This window comes from Streptomyces sp. NPDC091280 (assembly GCF_044768565.1).
In the GTDB taxonomy this organism is placed as follows: domain Bacteria; phylum Actinomycetota; class Actinomycetes; order Streptomycetales; family Streptomycetaceae; genus Streptomyces.
On the sequence record NZ_JBIVUZ010000016.1, the window covers coordinates 148,244 to 168,688 of the forward strand.

Sequence of the window (20,445 nt, forward strand, 5' to 3'; positions counted from 1 at the left end):
GTCAACTGCCTTTGGTCATCGGGGTGTTCAGCCCCGATAGGCCTCCAGCAGGCGCAGCCAGACCTCGCTGATGGTCGGGTAGGACGGGACCGCGTGCCACAGGCGGTCGATCGGGACCCGGCCGACGACGGCGATGGTCGCGGAGTGGATCAGTTCGCCGACGCCGGGGCCCACGAAGGTGACTCCGCGCAGGATTTCGTCGTCGAGGTCGACGATCATGCGGGCGCGGCCCCGGTAGCCGTCGGCGTAGAGGCCGGCGCCCGCGACCGAGGCGAACTCGACGTCGACGGCACGGACGCGGTGGCCGGCCTGTTCCGCCTCGGCGAGGGAGAGGCCGACGGCCGCCGCCTCCGGGTCGGTGAAGACGACCTGGGGCACGGCGTCGTGGTCGGCGGTGGCCGCGTGGGCTCCCCACGGGTCGGTCTCCAGGAGCGGGACGCCGGAGGCGCGGGCGGCGATCGCGGCGCCCGCGATCCGGGCCTGGTACTTGCCCTGGTGGGTCAGGAGGGCGCGGTGGTTGACGTCGCCGACCGCGTACAGCCAGTCGCTGTCCTGGACGCGCAGCGAGTCGTCCACCGAGAGCCAGGAGCCCGGTTCCAGGCCGATCGTGTCGAGGCCGATGTCCTCGGTGTGCGGGACGCGTCCGGTGGCGAAGAGGATCTCGTCGGCCTCGATCCGGTCGCCGGTGTCGGTGACGGCGACGACGGTGCCGTTCTCCCTGGTCACCGAGGTGACGGAGGTGCCGGTGCGCAGGTCGACGCCCGCCTCGGTGAGCGCGTCGGCGACCAGTTCGCCGGCGAAGGGCTCCATGCGGGGCAGCAGGCCCTTGCCGCGCACGAGGAGGCTGACCCGGGAGCCGAGCGCCTGCCAGGCCGTGGCCATCTCCACGGCGACGACCCCGCCGCCGACCACGATCAGGCTGCCGGGCGCGGCCTTGGCGCTGGTGGCCTCGCGGCTGGTCCAGGGCCGGACCTCGGCGAGTCCGGGCAGGTCGGGCAGGAGGGCGCGGGTGCCGGTGCACACGGCGACCGCGTGCCGGGCGGTGAGGACGTGCCGTACGCCGTCGGGGCCCGTCACCGTGACCCGGCGGGGGCCGTCGAGGCGGCCCTGGCCCCGGTAGAGGTCGGCGCCGATGCCGTCGAGCCAGCGGACCTGGCCGTCGTCCTTCCAGCCCGAGGTCTCGTAGTCGCGGTGGGCGAGCACCGCGGCGGTGTCCAGGGGGCCCTGGACGAGGTGGCCGAGGCCGGGCACGCGGCGGGCGTCGGCGCGGGCGATCACCGGGCGCAGCAGGGCCTTGCTGGGCATGCAGGCCCAGTACGAGCACTCGCCGCCGACGAGTTCGCTCTCCACGACCGCGGTGGAGAGACCGGCCGCACGGGTGCGGTCGGCGACGTTCTCCCCCACGGGCCCGGCTCCGACCACCACGACGTCGTACTCGATGGATTCCGTTTCCGTCATGGGGCCAGTCTGCTGGGTGGTGTGCGCGGAGGCCACACGGGTAGGGGCGCGGAATACGGGCCCGGACGACCGTGTTGTCCGGGACGGCTTCGCCCCCACATCGAGGAAGAGGGAATCACGTCATGAGCAGCACCGTGGAGCTGACCAAGGAGAACTTCGACCAGACGGTCACGGACAACGACTTCGTCCTGATCGACTTCTGGGCGTCCTGGTGCGGGCCGTGCCGTCAGTTCGCCCCCGTCTACGAGAAGGCGGCCGAGGACAACCCGGACCTGGTCTTCGGCAAGATCGACACCGAGGCCCAGCCCGAGCTGGCCCAGGCCTTCGGCATCCAGTCGATCCCCACACTGATGATCGTGCGCGACCGTGTCGCCGTGTTCGCGCAGCCCGGCGCGCTGCCGGAGGCCGCCCTGACGGACGTCATCGGCCAGGCCCGCAAGCTGGACATGGACGAGGTCCGCAAGTCGGTCGCCGAGCAGCAGGCGCAGGCCGAGCAGAACGGTCAGTGACCCCGAGGGGTTGCCGGGACCGGCAACCCCGGGGGTGCTCAGAAGGGGTACGTCGCCACGTCCCCGCGCAACGTCGTCCAGCGCACGTCGGTGAAGGCCTCGATGTTGGCCTCGCCGCCGAAGCGGGCGCCGGTGCCGGACGCGGCGACCCCGCCGAAGGGCGCCACGGCCTCGTCGTTGACGGTCTGGTCGTTGATGTGGACGATCCCGGTCGGGACGCGCTCCGCCAGCTCCAGACCGCGGGCGGCGTCGCGCGTGACGATACCGAGCGAGAGGCCGTACGGTCCGTCCGCGGCCAGCGCCGCCGCCTCCTCGGCGGTGGCGAAGGACCGTACCGGCGCCACCGGGCCGAAGACCTCCTGCGCGTAGGCGGGGGTGTCGTCGTCGACGCCCGCGAGGACGGTCGGCCGGTAGAAGAGGTCCTCGTGCGTGCCACCGGCCGCCAGCCTGGCGCCGGTTGACGTGCTGGCCTCCACCAGGCCGTGCACCTTGGCCAGTTGGGACCGGTCGATGATCGGGCCGAGGTGGACCTGCGCCCGGTGCGGGTCGCCCACGGCGAGCGAGTCGGCCTTGGCGGCGAGGCGTTCGACGTACTCCTCGTAGAGCGAGGCGTGCACGAGATGGCGTCCGGTCGTCATGCAGATCTGCCCCTGGTGGAAGAACGAACCCCAGGCCGCCGTCGAGATCACCGCGTCCAGGTCGGCGTCCGCCAGCACGATCAGGGCCGAGTTCCCGCCCAACTCCAGGTGTGCGCGCTTGAGATGACGCCCCGCCGCCTCACCGACCGCGCGTCCGGCGGCGGTTGAGCCGGTGAAGGAGATGACGGGCACCTGCGGGTCGGCGACCAGTGCCGCGCCCACCTCCGCGCCGCCGGGCAGGACGTGGAGGAGTTCGTCGGGCAGGCCCGCCTCCGCGAAGACCGCCGCGAGGGCCAGTCCCCCGCAGACCGCGGTGCGCGGGTCCGGCTTGAGGACGACCCCGTTGCCGAGCGCGAGCGCCGGGGCGACCGAGCGGATGGAGAGGATCAGCGGGGCGTTGAAGGGCGCGATCACGCCGACCACGCCGACCGGCACCCGCCGGGTGTACGACAGCCGCGGCGCCTCCGAGGGGAGTACCTCGCCGGCCGGGCGGGAGGCGAGCGCGGCGGCCTCGTAGCACTCCTGGGCGGCGACGTGCAGTTCGAAGTCCGCCTTGCCGGGGATCGACCCGGACTCCCGCACCAGCCACTCGCGCAGTTCCTCGGCGTTCGCGGCGAAGAGGTCACCTGCCCTGCGCAGCACTCCGGCGCGGACGAAGTGCGGGACGCGCGCCCACTCGGTCTGCGCGCTGCCGGCCGCCCGCGCGGCGGAGCGTATGTCCTCGGCGGCGGCGAGCGTGACGGTGGCGAGCTGGTCGCCGGTGGCGGGCTCGGTGACCGGATACTCGGGGCCCGACAGCGGGCGGGACTGCCAGGTCTTGGGGTCGAGCAGGGGCATGGCGGCTCTCCGATCCGTCAACGGCGGGACCCACGCGGGCAGGTGGGGTCCCGGGGCGTTCGCGTGAACGGGATGCGGCGATCCGGCGCAGACGTCTGGACCGCGTCCGTGATCGAACACACCCCCGTCTGGTTGAGCACGCAACATCCTAGTGGCGCACGGCGTGTTCGCCCCGGTCCGCGCTCGCCCGATCCGGTTCAACCGGATCCGGTTCGGCCCGATCCGGTTCAGCTGGAGTCGCGGTGCACCACCGAGGGGCCGAGCAGTTCGTGCACGCCCGGCACCGAGCCGGGGTCGCGCACCGCGTTGTCGACGAGTTCGGCGAGGTCGCGGCCGGACGGGAGCTGGATGCGGACGGTGCTCAGACGCGGTCGCAGCAGCCGGCCGATCATCAGGTCGTCGGCGCCGACCACGGCGGTGTCCTCCGGGATGCGCACGCCTTCGTCCTGGAGGGCGCGCATCAGCAGCATCGCGTACTCGTCGTTGTACGCGAACACCGCGTCGAGGCCGAGCACGGACCACTCGGCGGCGGTCTTGGCGGCGCTCTCCTCGCTGTAGGCGAGCGGGAGTTCGGTGACCGTGGCGTCCGTGCCGAGCAGCGCGCGGCGCACTCCTTCGAGGCGGGGCCGGGAGAACACCCCCATGCCCGGCTCCTCGGGCACGACCACGCCGATCCGGCGCCGGCCGCGTTCGTAGAGGTGCGTGCCGGCGCAGTGGCCGACGCCCTCGTGGTCCAGCCGCAGGACGTGCGCGCCCTCGATCGCCTCGGGGCCGAGCGTGATGACGGCCCGCGCCCCGGAGCGCTTGAGGACCGCCACGCCCTGCGGGCCGAGTCCGGCGCCGGGCACCAGGACGGCGACCGGGCGGAGTTCGGCCCAGGCGCGGGCGGCCTCGTCGCCGCGCAGTCCGACGGAACCGTGCTGGACGACCGTGTAGTCGAGGCGGCTGAGCGCCCACTGGAGGTCGTTGATGAACTGGCTGTAGAGAAGGCCCACTTGCATGGGCGGTGCCGGCATCAGCACCATCCGGCTGTGTCCGGCGCGCAGGCTGCGGGCCGCCGCGTGCGGGACGTACCCCAGTTCCTTGGCGGCCTCGTGGACGCGGCGGCGGGTGGGTTCGCTGATCCGTACGGCGCTGGTGTTGTTGAGGACGTAGGAGACGGTCGCGCGGGAGACCCCGGCCAGGCGGGCCACATCGGCGCTCGTGGGGACGGCGCGGGGTGCGGGCGACGGGGCTGCGGGCGTTTTCGGTATCTGCACCATGACGTACGGCATCTTGGCAGAAGCCGGAGACGGGCAGCGCGGCGGGGGAACGGTCGTCACGACGACAACATGGTCCGGTTTTTTACGAACGTGTTCGTCACGAGCCGTTCGGAGCGGGCGTGTTGATGGTGAACGCGGCTCGCGGGGGGGCCTCAGCGGGGCGGCGGCGTGCAGGTCACTCGGGCGACGAGGTCGATCCAGCCGGCTTCGAGGCGCTCCATCGGCATCCCGCACTGCCTGGTCAGATGGTTGATCAGGGCGGGGTCCAGGGCGGCCATGAGCGGCTGGGCGAGCAGTTCGCAGTCCGCGTCGGGCAGGATCTGGCGCAGCAGCATCGTGACGTGGGTGCGCAGTGCCTGGAGCGCGGTGTGGGAGAAGCGGCGGGCCGGGTCGGGCTGTGCGGCCAGTTGCAGGTCCAACTGTTCCGCCGAGCGGTACAGGACCGCCACGCCGAACGCCCGCAGCCGCTCGACCGGGGGTGCCCCGGGGCCCAGCGGGGGCGGCCCGCCCATGAAGTCCGCCTGGAGTGTCTTCGCGGAGTGGTCCAGCAGGGCCATCAGCAGGCCGGTGCGGTCGCCGAAGCGGCGGAAGACGGTCCCTTTGCCGACCTGGGCGGCGGTGGCCACTGCCTCCATGGTGACGCCGGCCACGCCGTGCTCCGCGATCAGGCGGGTGGCCGCCTCCAGCAGCTTGGCCCGGTTGCGTGCCGCGTCGGCGCGCAGGCACGGCTCGTCGCCGAAGGAGCGGACCTCCAGCAACTGGGGCTCGCTTATGGACTCCTCGGGCTTCGGAAAGGGCGGCAGGGCGCTGGACATGAAGACAGCGTAAAGCACCGGGAACAAAACTGGACCGCGGTCCGCTTAGGCTGATACAACTTTTAAGCGGACCCCGGTCCGGATCGTAACGGCAGTGTTTCAGCCCCCCCCTTGGAGTCCCCCATGTCTGTTCGTATCCTCGCGCTCGTCGGCAGCCTGCGTGCCGGCTCGCACAACCGCCAGCTCGCCGAGGCCGCTGTGAAGTTCGCGCCCGAGGGCTCCGACATCGAGATCTTCGAGGGTCTCGCCGAGATCCCCTTCTACAACGAGGACATCGACGTCGAGGGCAACGTCCCGGCCGCCGCCGCCAAGCTGCGCGAGGCCGCGGGTGCCGCCGACGCGTTCCTCTTCTTCTCCCCCGAGTACAACGGCACCATCCCGGCCGTCCTGAAGAACGCCATCGACTGGCTGTCCCGCCCCTACGGCGCCAGCGGCTTCGGCGGCAAGCCGGTCGTCGTGGTCGGCACCGCCTACGGCCAGTTCGGCGGCGTATGGGCGCAGGACGAGACCCGCAAGGCCGTGGGCATCGCCGGCGGCAAGGTCATCGAGGAGATCAAGCTCTCGATCCCCGGTTCCGTGGTCCGCTTCGCCGAGACCCACCCGTCCGATGACGCCGAGGTCGTCGCCCAGCTGAGCGAGGTCCTCTCCCAGCTGAAGGGCCACGCCGGCGAGGCCGTCGCCGCCTGATCGGCGCCCCCGCTTCACCGTCGAAGGGCCGGAGTCCCCCGTGGACTCCGGCCCTTTCGTGTTCGTATCGGTCGGGTCCGGTCCCGGTCAGTCCAGTTCGGCCAGGCGCGGCACCGCCGGAGCCACGAACCGCTCGATCCACTCGGCCGGCTCCCCGGTGCGCGGGCCCAGGATCACGGTGTCGACGCCGAGCTTCGTGAAGCCGTCGATCTCCCCCAGGAAGGCGTCGAGATCGCCCGTGGTGACCGACTCCCCCATGTGCACGATCGTCTTGCGGATACGGTCGTAGTCGCGCCCCAGCCGGTCGCAGTGCCCGCGCAGCACATCGAGCTTGTGCCGCAGCTCGTCCGGGGTCGACACGATCAGGTTGCAGGCGTCGGCGTACTGGGCGACCAGCCGCAGCGTCTTCTTCTCGCCGCTGCCGCCGATCATGATCTCGGGGTGCGGGCGGCTGACCGGCGCGGGCACGCACAGCGTCTCGGCGAGCCGGTAGTGCTTGCCCTCGAAGGGGCCGTTGGCCTGCGGGTCCCACATCTGGAGACAGATCCGCAGGGTCTCCTCCAGCCGCTCGAAACGCTCCGCGACCGGCGGGTAGTGCACACCGAGACCGTGGTGCTCGCGGTCGTACCACGCGGCCCCGATGCCGAGGGTGGCCCGGCCGCCGGAGAGCACGTCGAGGGTGGTCGCGATCTTCGCGAGCAGGCCCGGGTTCCGGTACGTCACACCGGTCACCAGCGCGCCGAGGCGGACCGTGGAGGTGTGGCCGGCGAGGAAGCCGAGGGTCGTGTAGGCCTCCAGCATGGCGTCCTCGGCGCCGCCGTTGAACTCCATCTGGAAGTAGTGGTCCATCACCGAGAGCCAGCTGACGCCCGCCGCCTCGGCGGCGGCGCCCGCGGCGGCCAGTTCGGGTCCGATCGCCGCCGGCCCTCCGGGATGGTTGAAGCGGTTGATGTGCACACCGACCCGCATGTCCGACTCCGTTCCACAGCTCGCTCGCCCGGATCCTCACCGTGCCTCGTGACCGTAGGTCCTGGAGCGTTCTCGAAGTCAAGCGCTCGCGGTCCTGGTGGCGCGCAGGCTGGTGAAGGTCGTCACCGCGAGGACCAGCACGATGAAGCCGAGGGAGAAGGGGATGGAGATCTGCGGGACGTGCACGCCGGACTCGTGCAGGGCGTGCAGCACCAGCTTGACGCCGATGAAGCCGAGGATGATCGACAGGCCGTAGCTGAGGTGCACGAGCTTCTTGAGCAGGCCGCCGATGAGGAAGTACAGCTGGCGCAGGCCCATCAGGGCGAACGCGTTGGCGGTGAACACGATGTACGGGTCCTGGGTGAGGCCGTAGATCGCGGGGATCGAGTCGAGCGCGAAGAGGATGTCGGTGGAGCCGATGGCGAGCATCACGACCAGCATCGGGGTCATGATCCGCTTGCCGTTCTCGGTGATGAACAGCTTGGTGCCGTGGTACCGGTCGGCCACACCGAAGCGGCGTTCGGCGATCTTGAGGAGCTTGTTCTCCTCGTAGTCCTCCTCGTGCCCACCCTTGCGGGCGTCCTGGACGAGCTTCCAGGCGGTCCAGATCAGGAACGCGCCGAAGAGGTAGAAGACCCAGGAGAACGCGGAGATGATGGCCGCGCCGGCCGCGATGAAGCCCGCGCGCAGCACCAGGGCGACGAGGACGCCGACCATGAGGACGCGCTGCTGGTACTGGGAGGGCACCGCGAACTTGCCCATGATCAGCACGAACACGAAGAGGTTGTCGACGCTCAGCGACTTCTCGGTGATGTACCCGGCGAAGAACTCGCCCGTGGGCCCGCTCCCGCCGAAGATCAGCAGCCCGAGCCCGAACAGGCAGGCCAGGACGACCCAGACGACGGTCCAGGTCCCCGCTTCCTTGATCGACACGTCGTGGGGTTTGCGGCCGATGAGGAAGTCGACACCGACGAGGGCGCACAGGACGGCGATCGTCAGCAGCCAGACGGTCAGGGAGATGTTCACGGGTGGTGCTCCTGATAGGGGCAGTGGTGTGAGTGACGCCACATGGGGCGGTCCGTGGGGGTTTGGGGTCCGGACATCGTTGTCGAAGCGGAGTATGCCTTCCACGTCCCGCAGGTGAACAACTGGTCACATCCTGGCAAGGCACCCGCCGGACGGCGGAGAGGTTCCGCCGTCCGGCGGTGCGTGGATCAGGGGTGCCGGCGCGGACCATGGGCCGTACGAGCCGCCGCGCCCAGCGTGAGGAGAAGCGCATGACATCCGTCCCGCCCCCGCCCCCGTTCGACCCCGAACTCGCCGCCGCACTGGAGTTGATCAAGGAGTTCATCTCGCCCGGGATGACGCTGGAGGACATCGACGCGATCCGCCGCGGCCCGGCCATCAGCCAGCTCGGGGAGGCGGACCTGACCCAGGGCGGGGTCTTCGCCGTCGAGGACCGGGAGGTCGCGGGGCCGGTCGGTGAGCCCGACATCTCGCTGCTCATCTGCCGTCCGACCGCGCCGAGGACGAGCGGACCGCTGCCCGTGATCTACCACGTGCACGGCGGTGGCATGGTGCTCGGCGACAACCGGGTCGGGGTGAGCGCGGCGCTGGAGTACGCGGCGGAACTGGACGCGGTGGTGGTGTCGGTGGAGTACCGGCTGGCGCCCGAGCATCCGCATCCCGCGCCGATCGAGGACGTGTACGCCGGTCTGCTGTGGACGGCGGAGCACGCGAAGGAGATAGGCGGCGATCCTGAGCGGATCGTGCTGATGGGCGCGAGCGCGGGCGGCGGGCTGTGCGCCGCGCTGGCCCTGCTCACCCGGGATCGCGGCGGGCCCCGGCCCATCGGGCAGCTGCTGCTGTGCCCGATGCTCGACGACCGCAACGACACCCCGTCCGCGCACCAGATGGTGGGCGTCGGCGTCTGGGACCGCACGGCCAACGAGAGCGGCTGGACCGCTCTCCTCGGCGACCGGCGCGGCGGCCCCGACGTGTCCCCGTACGCCGCACCGGCCCGGGCGCAGGACCTGACCGGTCTGCCCCCGGCGTTCCTCGACGTCGGATCGGCCGAGACCTTCCGCGACGAGGTCGTCTCCTACGCGTCCCGCCTCTGGCAGACGGGCGCCGTCGCCGAACTCCACGTCTGGCCCGGCGGCTTCCACGGCTTCGACGGCTTCGCCCCGCAGGCGGCGATCTCACAGACGGCCCGAGCGGCACACCTGAACTGGCTGCGGCGGCTGTTGGCCGCGTGAGGGAACGCGGGCGGCCTCCGCACGGGACGCCGCCCGCCGCATACCGCGAGGACGGTCGAGACGAGCCCCCGGCGCGCATACGGCGACGGGCGATCCCCGCCGGTGCCGGTGGTTCGCGCTTCCCGGGCACGGGATCACGCGCCGTCTCGCGACGCCTCCGCACCCGACCCGCATCGCGCGTCCTCGACTCTCCCCTCCCACCTCCGCTCCCATCTCCCCTCCCGCGTCCTCGACGGAACCTTGTCCGCGGTGCCCTGCGCTCCGGTTCCATGGCGCACCATGGAGTCATGAAAGAGCTGGCCGGGCGCCTGACCGCGCTGGATCCGGACGCCGGGGCCGCACTGCGGGTCATCGGCTACTTCGATCGGCTCGCCGAGTCGCGGGCCGGGCTTGAGGCGCTGGTGCGCGGGGCCGCGGTGCTGTCCGGGTGTGCCGCGCGGCTGGTCGACGCGGAGCGTCGGGTCCGGGTGCGGGTCGAGGCGGACGGCACGCGCAGGGACAGCGAGTCGCCGGTGGACCCCGCCTGGCCGGCCGCCGCGCTGACGCCGGACGGTGCTCCCGCGCTGTGGCTGGAGCGTACGGCGGAGGCGGGGCACAGTGTCGTCGACGCGGTGATCCTGGAGCGCGCGGCCGGCGTCGTGCGGCTCGTGCTGGACCGTACCCGGGGCCGGCTCCCCGCCGACGACCCGGAGTCGGTCGAGACGCTCCTCGACGCCACGGCCCCCGAGGCGGCCCGGCTGCACGCGGCCCGCCGCCTCGGTCTGGACCCGGCCGACCCGGCGGCCCGCGCCCGGGCCGTCGCCCCGGCCGACGGACGCCCCCGAGTCCTCGCCGCCCCTCGGACCCCGGCCGAAGGCCGGACCCGGTCCGTCGCCGCGCCCCGGGAGTCCGGTACGTCCGGCCTACGACCCGGGTCGCCCGCCGCCCACCCGGACGTCGATCCGCTGCCCGCTCCGGCACCGTCGGTCCCGGTCCGCCCGGGCGCCGGACCGCCCGTCGAGCGGCTCGGTGTCGGCCCCGCCGTGCCCGTGCTGGATCTCCCCCGGTCCTGGGCCGCCGCCCGTACGGCCCTGCGCTTCACCGCCGAGGGCTCCGCGCAGGACCCCGGCCCGCGTGTCGTGTACGCCGACGAACTCGGCGGCATCGCCCTGCTCGCCGAACTGGTCGCCCCGGGCGCCGAACCCCCGCCCGACGTCCACGACTTGGAGACGGCGGCGGCCAACGCGCCCTGGCTGCTGACCACTCTGCACGCGGTCGCCGCCACGACGAGCCTGCGCGCGGCGGCGACCGAGATCAACGTCCACCACTCCACCCTCCAGGACCGGTTGACGCACGCGGAGTCCCTGCTGGGCTGGCCGGTCCGCACTCCGCAGGGGCGGCTGCGCCTCCAACTCGCGCTGACGATGCGTCACTTGGCGCGGCCGTAGCACCGAGGCCGACCCGAGGGTAAAGCGCTTCCCATGGCGCCCCGACGGCCGGACGGTATCCGCCCGCACCGACAACAAACGGACAGGCAGCGGGACTTGGCCACCTCCGTGTCACGCGGAATTCCCAATTCAGTGCAGTCGGAGGGGAGTCACAGCAAGCGCTTGTCGCTACATTGCGACATGACCGCCGCACCACCCTCCCCCTCCGTCCGTCACTCCGCAGGAGGCACTTCCCCATGCGCAGAATCCTCGCCTGTCTGGCGACCGCTGCCGCGGCCCTGGGCGGGCTCACGGTGGCCGCCGCCACGCCGGCCGCCGCCGCGACCTCGGGCAGTTTCAGCGTGCTCACCTACAACGTCGCCGGCCTGCCGTCGTCGTTGTCCAGCGCCTCGACCCCGCGCGACACGAGCACCACCGCGATCGGCACGCGCATCGCCCCGTACGACATCGTGAACGTGCAGGAGGACTTCAACTACCACGCCTACCTGTACTCCACCGACACGCACCCCTACCGCACCGCGACCAGCGGCGGCGCCGGTATCGGCAGCGGACTCAACACGGTCTCCAACTACGCCTGGGACGGGGACGACTTCGAGCGCGTCCACTGGAACTCCTGCCAGATCGACTCGGGCGACTGCCTCACCCCCAAGGGCTTCACCTTCATGCGCGAGCGCCTCTCCGAGGGCGTGTACGTCGACTTCTACAACCTGCACACCAACGCCGGGACCAACGACGGCGACGAGGCCTCCCGCGCGGACAACCTCAGCCAGCTCACCACGTTCATCAGCACCCATTCGGCGGGCAACGCGGTCGTGGTGATGGGCGACACCAACACCCGCTACACCCGCTCCGCCGACACCATCGCCGAGTTCGGCGCCGCCAACGGACTCACCGACGCCTGGGTCCAGCTCGTCCGCGGCGGAGTCGCACCCGCCAAGGGCAGCGACGCCCTGGTGTGCGACCAGAGCGGCGCCACCGTGCCCAACACCTGCGAGGTCGTCGACAAAGTCCTCTACCGCAGCAGCAGACTCGTCACCCTCAACGCGACCTCCTACAACAACGAGCACGCCAAGTTCCTCACCGACGACGGACTGATGCTCTCCGACCACGACCCCATCACCGTCGGCTTCACCTGGTCACAGAACACCGACTACCAGCTCAGCGACCAGTTCGGCGGCCCCCACGGCGACTACTACCAGGACATCGACAGCGTCCCCGCCGCCGCCCGCGCCACGAAGATCTCCCTGCGCTCCGGCTCCCGCGTCGACCAGGTCGGCATCACCCTCGCCAACGGCACCACACTCACCCACGGCGGCACCGGCGGCACCGCGACCTCCCTCACCCTCGGCAGCAGCGAATACGTCACCTCGGCCTACCTGTGCGAGGGCAAGTACAACGACACCACGCGGATCTTCTACGCCAAGTTCACCACCAACCTGGGCAACACCCTGGCCGGCGGCACCACCACCTCGGACTGCGTGACCCGCACCGCACCCTCCGGCTGGCAGATCGCCGGCTTCCACGGCCGCTCCGGCGACGAGGTCGACAAGGTCGGCTTCATCTACACCAAGCGCTGACCCGGCGCGACAACCGTCGCCGCACCCCGTCTCAGCACCCGGCGCGGGTCCGCCGGATCACCCGCCGCCGCGGGTGGTCCGGCCCGGCGCGTGCGGACCCGCTACGCGAACGCCGGAGGCACCAGCCGCCCGCGGGAGATGAGCGAGGTGGCCTGTTTCAGGCGGTGGACGTGGATGCTCACGCCGTAGCCGTCGACACCCGGTACGGCGGCGACCTTGGTGGTCAGATAGCGGTACAGGTCCTCCGTGTCATGGCAGATCACGACCACCATCACATTGGAGTCGCCGCTGATGGCGGCGGCGAAGGCCACCTCGTCGTGGGCCGCGAGTTCCTCGCCCGCGCTTTCGAGACAGGCGGGGGCGACGCGCAGCCACAGGGTGGCGTTGAGGGCGAACCCCAGGCGCGCGGAGAGCAGTTCGACGTCGTAGGCGAGAGTCCCGGAGTTCTCCAGGGCGTCCAGGCGGCGGGCGACGCGGGCCGTCGACCAGCCGGTGACGTCGGCGAGCCGGGTGTGGGTGGCGCGGCCGTCCTCGGCGAGGGCGTCGAGGAGCGGCGTGTCCTCGTCGGTGAGGCGTACCGGCGGTCCTGTGGGGGTCAACGGCCTTTCCCCGACGAGGAGTTGGATCTGCTCGGGCGTGAGGTGGCCGCCGTGGCCCGTCCAGTCGCTTCTGCCCGAGGTGCCGAAGGGGTGGATGAGCAGGTCGATGCTCACGTCCAGGACCGAGGCGGACTTGGGGAGTTGACGCAGCAGGACGTCGTCGCGCGGCACGTGGACCGGTGCGGTGATGACACAGATGATCTCCGAACCGCCGGACGCGAGTCCCGCGTAGGCGATGTCGGGCCGGCGGGTGAGCGCGTCGGCGAGCGGGCCGACCCGGTCGGGGCGGCAGCGGATCCGGGCCACCCAGCGCGCGTCGCCGTGGACGGCGGGGTCGACCAGGCCGACCACCCGCAGCACCCCGGCACGGCGCAGCGCGTGGAAGCGGCGGGCCGCGGTCTGCTCCGACACCCCGGCGACCTCGCCGATCAGGCGGAACGCGGCCCTGGGCGCGCATTGCAGCGCGCGGAGGATTTTCCCGTCGACTTCGTCCGTCATGGGGAAAGTCTGACACTCTTCAGGGACTGCTTGGAGGTTTGTGCACGCTTCCCCGTCCCACGTTGGTGATTGTCCATTCCGGAGCCGATCCTGAGGCGCGTGCCCGTTCGAGGGCATCGCAGTCAAGAAGGAGAGTTCTCCGTGAACGTCACGATCCCGGCGAGCGGGACGGCCGACCGGCGGGCGGCCACCCTCGTCATGGCCTGCCTCGGCGTCTTCGTCGCCTACTTGCCGGTGACCACGGTCGCCGTGAGCCTGCCCGCGATCCAGTCGGCACTGCACACGTCGACCGCCCAACTGTCCTGGGTCCAGGACGCATTCGTCCTGCCGATGGCCGCCTTCATCCTCACCGCCGGTGTCTTCGGCGATGTGCACGGCCGCAGGAAGGTGTTCATGGCGGGCCTGCTGTCCGCCGCCGCCGGAGCCGCCGTCGCGCTGGGCGCGCAGTCGGTCCAGGTGCTGTGGATCGGCCAGGCGCTCGCCGGTCTCGGCGCGGCCGTCCTGCTGCCCACGACACTCGCGCTGATCAGTCACGCGGTGCCCGACCACCGGGAGCGCGGCAAGTTCATCGGCCTGTGGGCCACCGCTCTCATGGCCGCGCTGGCCATCGGCCCGCTGACGGCCGGAGTGATCCTCGACCACGCCTCGTGGCGCTGGATCTACCTGCTCTCGGTGCCCGTCCCGCTGATCGCGCTGGGCTTCGCGGCCCGGCTGCTCCCCGACTCCCGTGCCGCGCACGGGCGGAAGCTGGACTGGCCCGGCCAGCTGACCGCGACCCTCGCCATCACCGCGCTCGTCTACGGCGTGATCGAGGGCGGCGCGGGTTCCTTCACGGACGCCAAGGTGATGGTGGCCCTGTTCACGGCGGTGGCCGGTGGGGTGGCGTTCGTGTTCGCGGAGCGGCGCAGCGACAGTCCGATGCTGGATCTGACGCTGTTCCGCAGCCCGGCGTTCACCGCCACCACGCTGGTCGCGATGATCACCTTCCTGGCGCTGATCGGCTTCTTCTTCCTGCTCAGCCTGTACTTCGGTCTCGTCCAGCAGCTCGACACGCTCCAGGCGGGCTGGCGGCTGCTCATGGTCACCGCGGCGGCGATCGTGGTCGGTCAGCCGGGCGGGCGGCTCATGCACCGGGTCGCCCCGCGCGTGCTGATCACCGGGGGTCTGCTCGTCATCTCCGGCGCGCTGTTCACGCTGACCGGCGTCGACGCCGGCACCTCGTTCGGGTCCATCGCGTGGCGGCTGGCGCTGCTGGGCCTGGGCATCGGGACCGTCCTGACGCCGATGACGGCGACGGCCGTGGCCTCCGTGCCGTATCAGCAGGCGGGGATGGCGGCGGCCGGGAACAACGCCTTCCGGCAGGTCGGCGGCGCGCTCGGCCCGGCGGTCCTGGGCGCCCTGCTCACCACCAGGGCGCTCGACACCCTGCCCGGCCACCTCGGCGACGCCGGGGTGACCGGCGCGACCCGGGACGGCATCGTCGCGACCGCCGACGCCGGGGGCCTGGGGGCCGTCGCGCGCATGGACCTCGGCGCGGACACCGGGCGGGCGCTGGGCGCGCTGGGCGACTCGTTCCTGGACGGCATGCGGCTGTGCCTGGTGGTGGCCGGATCGCTGACGCTCCTGGCGGCACTGGTCTGCGTGCTGCTGCTCCGCCCGCGCCGGACGGCGGTCGCCACGGCCGCTCCGGTCGCGGGCACGAACCCCGCGGGTGCCGCGACGGCGGCTGCGGCGGGGGTGGCCGAGGCGACGCCGAACCGCTGAACGCCCGTCGCCGGGACGGAAATCCTCCTCAAGTTCACCTCGGGGACCTTGTCCTCGCGCGACGGTCGTCGTCTTCCGGAGTTCCTGTCCCGCCCACTCGCATCCGAGGCATACAAGACAAGCCACGCGATGGGCGGGATATGGCCAATCCATGGGCAGGCGGCAATCGGTAGTTCAACCGGCGCTGCCAGCGTCGCGCCCATGAACACTCCTCGCATGGGCCTTCCCGACCGGCTCGCCGACACCCTGAGCATGCCCGAGCAACACGAGTACCTCCGCCGTGCCTTCTCCCGTCGCGGGCTGCTGCGCGGGGGCGCGGTCGCCGCCACCGGAGTCGCCCTCGCGGGCGGCGGCGGGGTGGCCGCCGCGGCGACGCCCACGCTGGTGCCGGCGTCGACCACGGCCGCCGTGCACGGTTCGCTGGTGGCGCCGTTCGGCCGGCATCTGGCCTACGGCGCCGATCCGCGCACGCAGATGCGCGTGTCGTGGCAGGTGCCCCTTCCGGTGCGCAAGCCGTTCCTGCGGATCGGCAGAAGCCCCCTCGACCTGAGCCACCGCATACCGGCGGAGGTGCGCGACCTGTTCACGCCGGCCGGGATCGGCAAGAGCGCGGACATCGACCAGTACTACGTGCACGCGGCCCTGGACAACCTGAGCCCCGACACGACGTACTACTACGGCGTCGGTCACGACGGCTTCGACCCCGCCGATCCGGGCGCCGCGCACACCATCTACTCGTTCACCACCGCGCCCCGCACGCACAGCACCCGGCCGTTCACGTTCACCGCCTTCGGTGACCAGAACCCGAGTTACACCTCGATCGGCCTCAACGCCCTTGTCCAGGCGCAGAGTCCGGCCTTCCACCTGCACGCGGGTGACATCTGCTACGCCGAGGAGACCGGCCACGGGCTGCCCGGCGACGCGAGCAACTACGACGCCCGCCAGTGGGATTCGTTCCTCGCGCAGATCGAACCGCTCTCCAGCCGGGTGCCGTGGATGGTGGCGTTCGGCAACCACGACATGGAGTCCTGGTACTCCCCCAACGGGTACGGCGGCAACGAGGCCCGTTTCACCCTGCCCGACAACGGTTTTGACGCCACGTCAGCTCCCGGTGTCTACTCCTTCGTCCACGGCAACGTGGGCGTGGTCTCGGTCGACGCGAACGACGTGTCGTACGAGATCCCGGCGAACATCGGCTACACCGCGGGCAAGCAGACCGCCTGGCTCGACCGGCGGCTCGGTGAGCTGCGGGCCCGTACGGACGTGGACTTCATCGTCGTCTTCCACCACCACTGCGCCTTCTCCACCACCAGCTCGCACGCCTCCGAGGGCGGGGTGCGCGAGCAGTGGGTGCCGCTGTACGAGAAGCACCAGGTCGACCTGGTGGTCAACGGCCACAACCACGTCTACGAGCGCACCGACCCGGTCGTCCAGGACAAGGCCGTGCGCGCGCTGCCGATCGGCGGCACCCACCAGCCGACGCGTGGCGGTGTGGTCTACGTGACGGCGGGCGCGGGCGGCGAGAGCGTGTACAGCTTCCCGGTCGCCGACAGCTACGAGGGGAACGAGGACGAGATCGACTCGGTGCCGACGTACTGGACGAGCAAGGACGGCAAGGTCGACGAGAACGTCGACTGGTCGCGGGTCCGTTACACCGGCTACTCGTTCATCCGCGTCGACGTCGCTCCGGCCGCGCCGGGCCGTACGACGACCCTCACGGTCCGGGCGCTGGCCGCGACCGGCGCCGAGGTGGACCGTTTCACCGTCTCGCGCGAGGTGAAGAAGTCCGGTCACGGTCACTAGGAACACCCCGAACGGCGGTCACCGGCACTGTGCCGGTGACCGCCGTTTCGCGTACTCGCACTCCTACTGCCGCCGCGGGGAGGCGAGTTGAGGGGTTCGGGAGTCATGAATCTGCGGACACTTCCGATTTCGGCAGCGGAAATGCCCCGAATCCCTTGCGGAGACCGTACGGAGATGTGCGCGGACGTGCGCTCGGGATATGCCGAACCCCCTGGCTGCGATATATTTCACGCCGCAACTGCTGTTGCCCGTAGGCGTTTTGCCCCGCATCCCGTTCTCCGTGAATTCCTTTCGCCGTGCGCGGGGGCCACCTGTTTCCTTCTTTCCCCCTCCGTGATACGCCTCACCGAAAGCCCTCCACTCCGTGGCCATGACCCTGCACGAGGACCGGCCCCCCGCCGGTCGCCATGCAGCCGTTCCGTCCGGCAGTCTTTTTCGACGGATCTACGCACCCCGCACCAGTGACGCGCTGGCGTTCTCCATGTCGACGTACGCCATGCCGCTGCTCGTCCTGGCCATCACCCGCTCCCCGTCGCTGACGGGTCTGGCGTTCGCCCTGGAGTGGACGCCCCGGATCGCCGCGTTCGTGCTGGCGGGCAATGTGGTGGACCGGCGCGGGGCGGCCATCGTGTGCTTCCTGGCCTCGCTGCTGCGGGCCCTGGTGCTGGCCGGGGCGGCGGTCACGCTGGCCGTGCTGCCGCGCGGCACGGCGGAGACGGTGACCGTGCTGGTGCTGGCCGCGGTGACCGGCACGCTCACCCAGTTCAGCTTCGTGGCCAACGAGGCGGTGGGCGCGATCGTCACCCGGCGGAGCGAACTCCGGCCCCACGGAGTGCAGTCGGTGCTCATCGGGATCGACCAGACCGCCATGCTCGTCGGTCCCCTGCTCGCGGGTTTCCTGCTGCTGGTGGGGCCGGGCTGGATGCTCGGATGCCTGACCGCGCTGTCGCTGCTGGCCGCCGTGCTCGGTCTGCAGACCCCGCCCACCCCGCTGCGCTCCGCGCGGCCGGACGGCGAGCGGACACCGGGCGGGCTGCGGACCGGGCTGCGCATGCTGCGCAGACTGCCCGCCCTGCGCTGGCTGGTGGCGGGCCTGGCCTGCTCCAACCTCGCGCTCGGGCTGCTCCAGTCGGCCAGCCCGGTGATCGTGGTGGAGAACTTCGGCCGCTCCTCCGCCGATGTCGGCACCCTGTGGTCGGCCGCCGCCGCGGCCACCCTGCTGGCCGTCACCGGCTGCCGGCTCGCGCTGAGCCGGGTCGACCTGTGGGGCGTGGGCGTGGTGTGCGCGACCTTCGCGTCGGCGGCCTGCCTGGCTCTCCCGCAGGCCCCGTCGTACGCCGCGTACATGGTCCTCGTCGCGCTGTTCATGGCGGGCGACGGCGGGCTCACCGTCGTCCTGCGCACGCTGCGCTCCCTGGTCATCCCGGCCACGGCCTTCGGTACGACGCTCTCCCTGACCATGCTGCTCCTGCTGCTGCCGTTCCCGGTGGCCGGCATCCTGGTCGCGCTCACCCCGCCCGCCCACCTAGGCACGGCCGTCCTGTGCTGCGCCGCCGTACAGGCCGCCGCCCTGGCCGTCACCTTCGTACGGCTGCGCAACGAACCCACGCTGCGCGCGACCGCCGACGGCCCGCCCCGGGCCGCCCTCCCCAACGAGCCGTCGACGACGCCGCGTTGACGGTCCGCGCCCGGGGACAATCGCACGGCCCTCGGCGCCGACCGCTTCTCCGGGCCGCCCGGTGAATTGCGCGGGGTTTTCACGGAGGAAGACGGAGGAAGAGCGAGGGGCCGCTCACGAAATCCCCACTTCGCCGATTCGGCCCGGCGGAAGTGGGCGATGCGGGCAGCCCCGTACGGCTCTCTCGGTGTCCCGTTAACGCAGTACCGATGTCGTCGCGGGACCGGCCCCGTCGCTTCGGACCGGGGTGGCACGATTTCGTCCGGCCGAACACAAGGAGTCCACCGTGTCATGACCTCTTCATCACAGGCATCCGCGTTACTGGCCGGCCTCGCCGTCGTCATCGTCGCCGCCACGTTCTTCGGCGCACTCGCGCGCCGGATCGGGCAGCCAGCGGTCGTCGGCGAGATCCTGGCCGGTGTCCTGCTCGGGCCCACCCTGTTCGACGGCGCTCTCTCGCGCGCGCTGCTGCCGACCGGCATCCGGCCGCTGCTGACCGCTCCGGCGGATGTCGGGGTCGCCGTCTTCATGTTCCTGGTGGGGCTGGACTTCGACCGCCGTACGGTGCGCGGCACCGGCCGCATCGCCGTCTCCGTGTCACTGGCCTCGCTGCTGCTTCCGTGCGGCCTGGGCATGGCGCTCGGCACCTGGCTCCTGCGCGAGCATCCCGGGCCCGACCGGCTCGGCTTCGTCCTCTTCATGGGCGCCGCCATGTCCGTCACCGCGTTCCCGGTGCTCGCCCGGATCCTCACCGACCGGGACCTGGACCGCACCCCGCTCGGCGCGCTGGCGCTGTGCTGCGCCGCCCTCGCCGACGTACTGGCCTGGTCGCTGCTGGCCGTGGTGGTGGCCGTCGTCGCGCCGGGCGGCGGCCCCGCACGGGCGCTGCTGTTCCTGCCGTATCTGCTGCTGATGCGCTACCCGGTGCGGTGGTTGCTCGGCCGGCTGCTGAAGCGGCCCGGGGCGGGCGCGCAACCGACCGCCGTGCTGCTGGCCGCGGTCTTCGCCGGGCTGCTGCTGTCGGGGGCCGCGACCGAGTGGATGGGGCTGCACTTCGTCTTCGGGGCGTTCCTGTTCGGGGCGGTCGTCCCGCGCTCGGGTGCGGAGGGGCTGCGGGCCCGACTGCGCGAGCGGGTCGGGCTCGTGAACGACGTGCTGTTGTTGCCGGTGTTCTTCGTGGTCGCCGGTCTCCAGGTGGACCTGTCGCGGTTCCGCTGGTCCGACCTCGGGCAGTTGGCGCTGATCCTGCTGGTGGCGGTCGCCGGCAAGCTCGTCGGCGCGTACACGGGCGCCTACGCCAACGGTCTCGACCGGCGTGTGTCCTGCGCGCTCGCCGTCCTGATGAACACCCGCGGCCTCACCGAACTGATCATCCTCAGCGTGGGACGCCAACTCGGCGTCCTGGACGGGCGGTTGTACGCGCTGATGGTGGTCATGGCGGTGCTGACCACCGCCATGACGGGCCCGCTGCTCCGGGTGGTCTGGCCCAGTGACCTCGCGCTGCGGGCGACCCCGCAGGACCTGACCCGCGAACGCCGGGAGCCGGTCACCGCGGGCGGCGCCGGTGCGCGGCGCCCGCACGGTCCGTCGTAGCGGCCGGGCCGCGCGGTCGAGACGGCCGGGCCCGTCCGGGACACCGCCGCGCGGTCGGCCTGGCCGCCCTCGG

At 71.8% G+C, this 20,445-nt stretch carries 16 protein-coding genes; 9 read left to right on the forward strand and 7 right to left on the reverse strand.

The window, feature by feature from the left end:
- Positions 1 to 27: 27 nt before the first annotated feature.
- Positions 28 to 1,458: a dihydrolipoyl dehydrogenase family protein gene (locus ACIQPR_RS39985; protein ID WP_403659329.1), complete on the reverse strand. Its 1,431-nt coding sequence runs from the start codon at positions 1,456 to 1,458 to the stop codon at positions 28 to 30.
- A gap of 122 nt (positions 1,459 to 1,580) precedes the next feature.
- On the opposite strand from ACIQPR_RS39985, the gene trxA reads away from it, so the two are divergent.
- Positions 1,581 to 1,967 (forward strand): thioredoxin, encoded by a 387-nt coding sequence (gene trxA / locus ACIQPR_RS39990; RefSeq protein ID WP_200715720.1) that lies wholly within the window; start codon positions 1,581 to 1,583, stop codon positions 1,965 to 1,967.
- Positions 1,968 to 2,005: 38 nt separating this feature from the next.
- Here the strand turns inward: trxA and ACIQPR_RS39995 are convergent, their stop codons facing one another.
- From ACIQPR_RS39995 to ACIQPR_RS40005, 3 genes are all read right to left on the reverse strand, one after another.
- Entirely contained in the window at positions 2,006 to 3,442 is a 1,437-nt protein-coding gene (locus ACIQPR_RS39995) for an aldehyde dehydrogenase family protein (protein WP_403659332.1), read from the reverse strand.
- A 227-nt stretch (positions 3,443 to 3,669) separates the two neighbouring features.
- Positions 3,670 to 4,704, reverse strand: coding sequence for a LacI family DNA-binding transcriptional regulator (locus ACIQPR_RS40000; RefSeq protein ID WP_403659335.1), 1,035 nt, complete (start codon positions 4,702 to 4,704; stop codon positions 3,670 to 3,672).
- Positions 4,705 to 4,856: 152 nt separating this feature from the next.
- Positions 4,857 to 5,537 (reverse strand): TetR/AcrR family transcriptional regulator, encoded by a 681-nt coding sequence (locus tag ACIQPR_RS40005; protein ID WP_403659338.1) that lies wholly within the window; start codon positions 5,535 to 5,537, stop codon positions 4,857 to 4,859.
- A 105-nt stretch (positions 5,538 to 5,642) separates the two neighbouring features.
- Here ACIQPR_RS40005 and ACIQPR_RS40010 point away from each other — a divergent pair, with 105 nt between their 5' ends.
- Positions 5,643 to 6,206, forward strand: coding sequence for an NAD(P)H-dependent oxidoreductase (locus tag ACIQPR_RS40010; RefSeq protein WP_403659341.1), 564 nt, complete (start codon positions 5,643 to 5,645; stop codon positions 6,204 to 6,206).
- Positions 6,207 to 6,293: 87 nt separating this feature from the next.
- On the opposite strand, the gene ACIQPR_RS40015 is transcribed toward ACIQPR_RS40010, so the two are convergent.
- Both ACIQPR_RS40015 and ACIQPR_RS40020 read right to left on the reverse strand, forming a co-directional pair.
- On the reverse strand, positions 6,294 to 7,175 hold the full coding sequence (locus ACIQPR_RS40015; RefSeq protein ID WP_403659344.1) for an LLM class F420-dependent oxidoreductase: 882 nt from the start codon (positions 7,173 to 7,175) through the stop codon (positions 6,294 to 6,296).
- A gap of 78 nt (positions 7,176 to 7,253) precedes the next feature.
- Positions 7,254 to 8,201: a TerC family protein gene (locus tag ACIQPR_RS40020; protein ID WP_403659347.1), complete on the reverse strand. Its 948-nt coding sequence runs from the start codon at positions 8,199 to 8,201 to the stop codon at positions 7,254 to 7,256.
- 251 nt (positions 8,202 to 8,452) lie between these two features.
- Here ACIQPR_RS40020 and ACIQPR_RS40025 point away from each other — a divergent pair, with 251 nt between their 5' ends.
- The 3 genes from ACIQPR_RS40025 to ACIQPR_RS40035 all read left to right on the forward strand — a co-directional run bounded on the left by ACIQPR_RS40025 (position 8,453) and on the right by ACIQPR_RS40035 (position 12,437).
- Entirely contained in the window at positions 8,453 to 9,433 is a 981-nt protein-coding gene (locus ACIQPR_RS40025; RefSeq protein ID WP_403659350.1) for an alpha/beta hydrolase, read from the forward strand.
- 287 nt (positions 9,434 to 9,720) lie between these two features.
- Positions 9,721 to 10,860: a helix-turn-helix domain-containing protein gene (locus ACIQPR_RS40030; RefSeq protein WP_403659353.1), complete on the forward strand. Its 1,140-nt coding sequence runs from the start codon at positions 9,721 to 9,723 to the stop codon at positions 10,858 to 10,860.
- 236 nt (positions 10,861 to 11,096) lie between these two features.
- Positions 11,097 to 12,437 carry a jacalin-like lectin gene (locus ACIQPR_RS40035; protein ID WP_403659356.1) on the forward strand — a complete coding sequence of 447 codons (1,341 nt, stop codon included), beginning with the start codon at positions 11,097 to 11,099 and terminating at the stop codon, positions 12,435 to 12,437.
- 101 nt (positions 12,438 to 12,538) lie between these two features.
- Here ACIQPR_RS40035 and ACIQPR_RS40040 read toward each other — a convergent pair whose 3' ends face one another.
- A complete protein-coding gene (locus ACIQPR_RS40040) occupies positions 12,539 to 13,534 on the reverse strand; it encodes an Lrp/AsnC family transcriptional regulator (protein ID WP_403659359.1) in 996 nt (331 codons plus the stop codon).
- 141 nt (positions 13,535 to 13,675) lie between these two features.
- Here ACIQPR_RS40040 and ACIQPR_RS40045 point away from each other — a divergent pair, with 141 nt between their 5' ends.
- From ACIQPR_RS40045 to ACIQPR_RS40060, 4 genes are all read left to right on the forward strand, one after another.
- The gene (locus tag ACIQPR_RS40045; RefSeq protein ID WP_403659362.1) at positions 13,676 to 15,298 is read left to right on the forward strand and encodes an MFS transporter; all 1,623 of its coding nucleotides are present in this window, start codon (positions 13,676 to 13,678) and stop codon (positions 15,296 to 15,298) included.
- A 216-nt stretch (positions 15,299 to 15,514) separates the two neighbouring features.
- Positions 15,515 to 17,101 carry a purple acid phosphatase family protein gene (locus ACIQPR_RS40050; protein WP_403659672.1) on the forward strand — a complete coding sequence of 529 codons (1,587 nt, stop codon included), beginning with the start codon at positions 15,515 to 15,517 and terminating at the stop codon, positions 17,099 to 17,101.
- Positions 17,102 to 17,471: 370 nt separating this feature from the next.
- Entirely contained in the window at positions 17,472 to 18,779 is a 1,308-nt protein-coding gene (locus ACIQPR_RS40055) for an MFS transporter (RefSeq protein ID WP_403659365.1), read from the forward strand.
- 291 nt (positions 18,780 to 19,070) lie between these two features.
- Positions 19,071 to 20,372, forward strand: a complete 1,302-nt coding sequence (locus ACIQPR_RS40060) for a cation:proton antiporter (RefSeq protein WP_403659368.1) — start codon at positions 19,071 to 19,073, stop codon at positions 20,370 to 20,372.
- Positions 20,373 to 20,445: the final 73 nt, after the last annotated feature.

Coding starts and splice junctions, on each gene's coding strand:
- ACIQPR_RS40010 (WP_403659341.1), top strand. CDS start 5,643: ATGTCTGTTCGTATCCTCGCGCTCGTCGGCAGCCTGCGTGCCGGCTCG.
- trxA (WP_200715720.1), top strand. CDS start 1,581: ATGAGCAGCACCGTGGAGCTGACCAAGGAGAACTTCGACCAGACGGTC.
- ACIQPR_RS39995 (WP_403659332.1), bottom strand. CDS start 3,442: ATGCCCCTGCTCGACCCCAAGACCTGGCAGTCCCGCCCGCTGTCGGGC.
- ACIQPR_RS40035 (WP_403659356.1), top strand. CDS start 11,097: ATGCGCAGAATCCTCGCCTGTCTGGCGACCGCTGCCGCGGCCCTGGGC.
- ACIQPR_RS40030 (WP_403659353.1), top strand. CDS start 9,721: ATGAAAGAGCTGGCCGGGCGCCTGACCGCGCTGGATCCGGACGCCGGG.
- ACIQPR_RS39985 (WP_403659329.1), bottom strand. CDS start 1,458: ATGACGGAAACGGAATCCATCGAGTACGACGTCGTGGTGGTCGGAGCC.
- ACIQPR_RS40050 (WP_403659672.1), top strand. CDS start 15,515: ATGGGCCTTCCCGACCGGCTCGCCGACACCCTGAGCATGCCCGAGCAA.
- ACIQPR_RS40015 (WP_403659344.1), bottom strand. CDS start 7,175: ATGCGGGTCGGTGTGCACATCAACCGCTTCAACCATCCCGGAGGGCCG.
- ACIQPR_RS40025 (WP_403659350.1), top strand. CDS start 8,453: ATGACATCCGTCCCGCCCCCGCCCCCGTTCGACCCCGAACTCGCCGCC.
- ACIQPR_RS40000 (WP_403659335.1), bottom strand. CDS start 4,704: ATGGTGCAGATACCGAAAACGCCCGCAGCCCCGTCGCCCGCACCCCGC.
- ACIQPR_RS40055 (WP_403659365.1), top strand. CDS start 17,472: ATGACCCTGCACGAGGACCGGCCCCCCGCCGGTCGCCATGCAGCCGTT.
- ACIQPR_RS40040 (WP_403659359.1), bottom strand. CDS start 13,534: ATGACGGACGAAGTCGACGGGAAAATCCTCCGCGCGCTGCAATGCGCG.
- ACIQPR_RS40060 (WP_403659368.1), top strand. CDS start 19,071: ATGACCTCTTCATCACAGGCATCCGCGTTACTGGCCGGCCTCGCCGTC.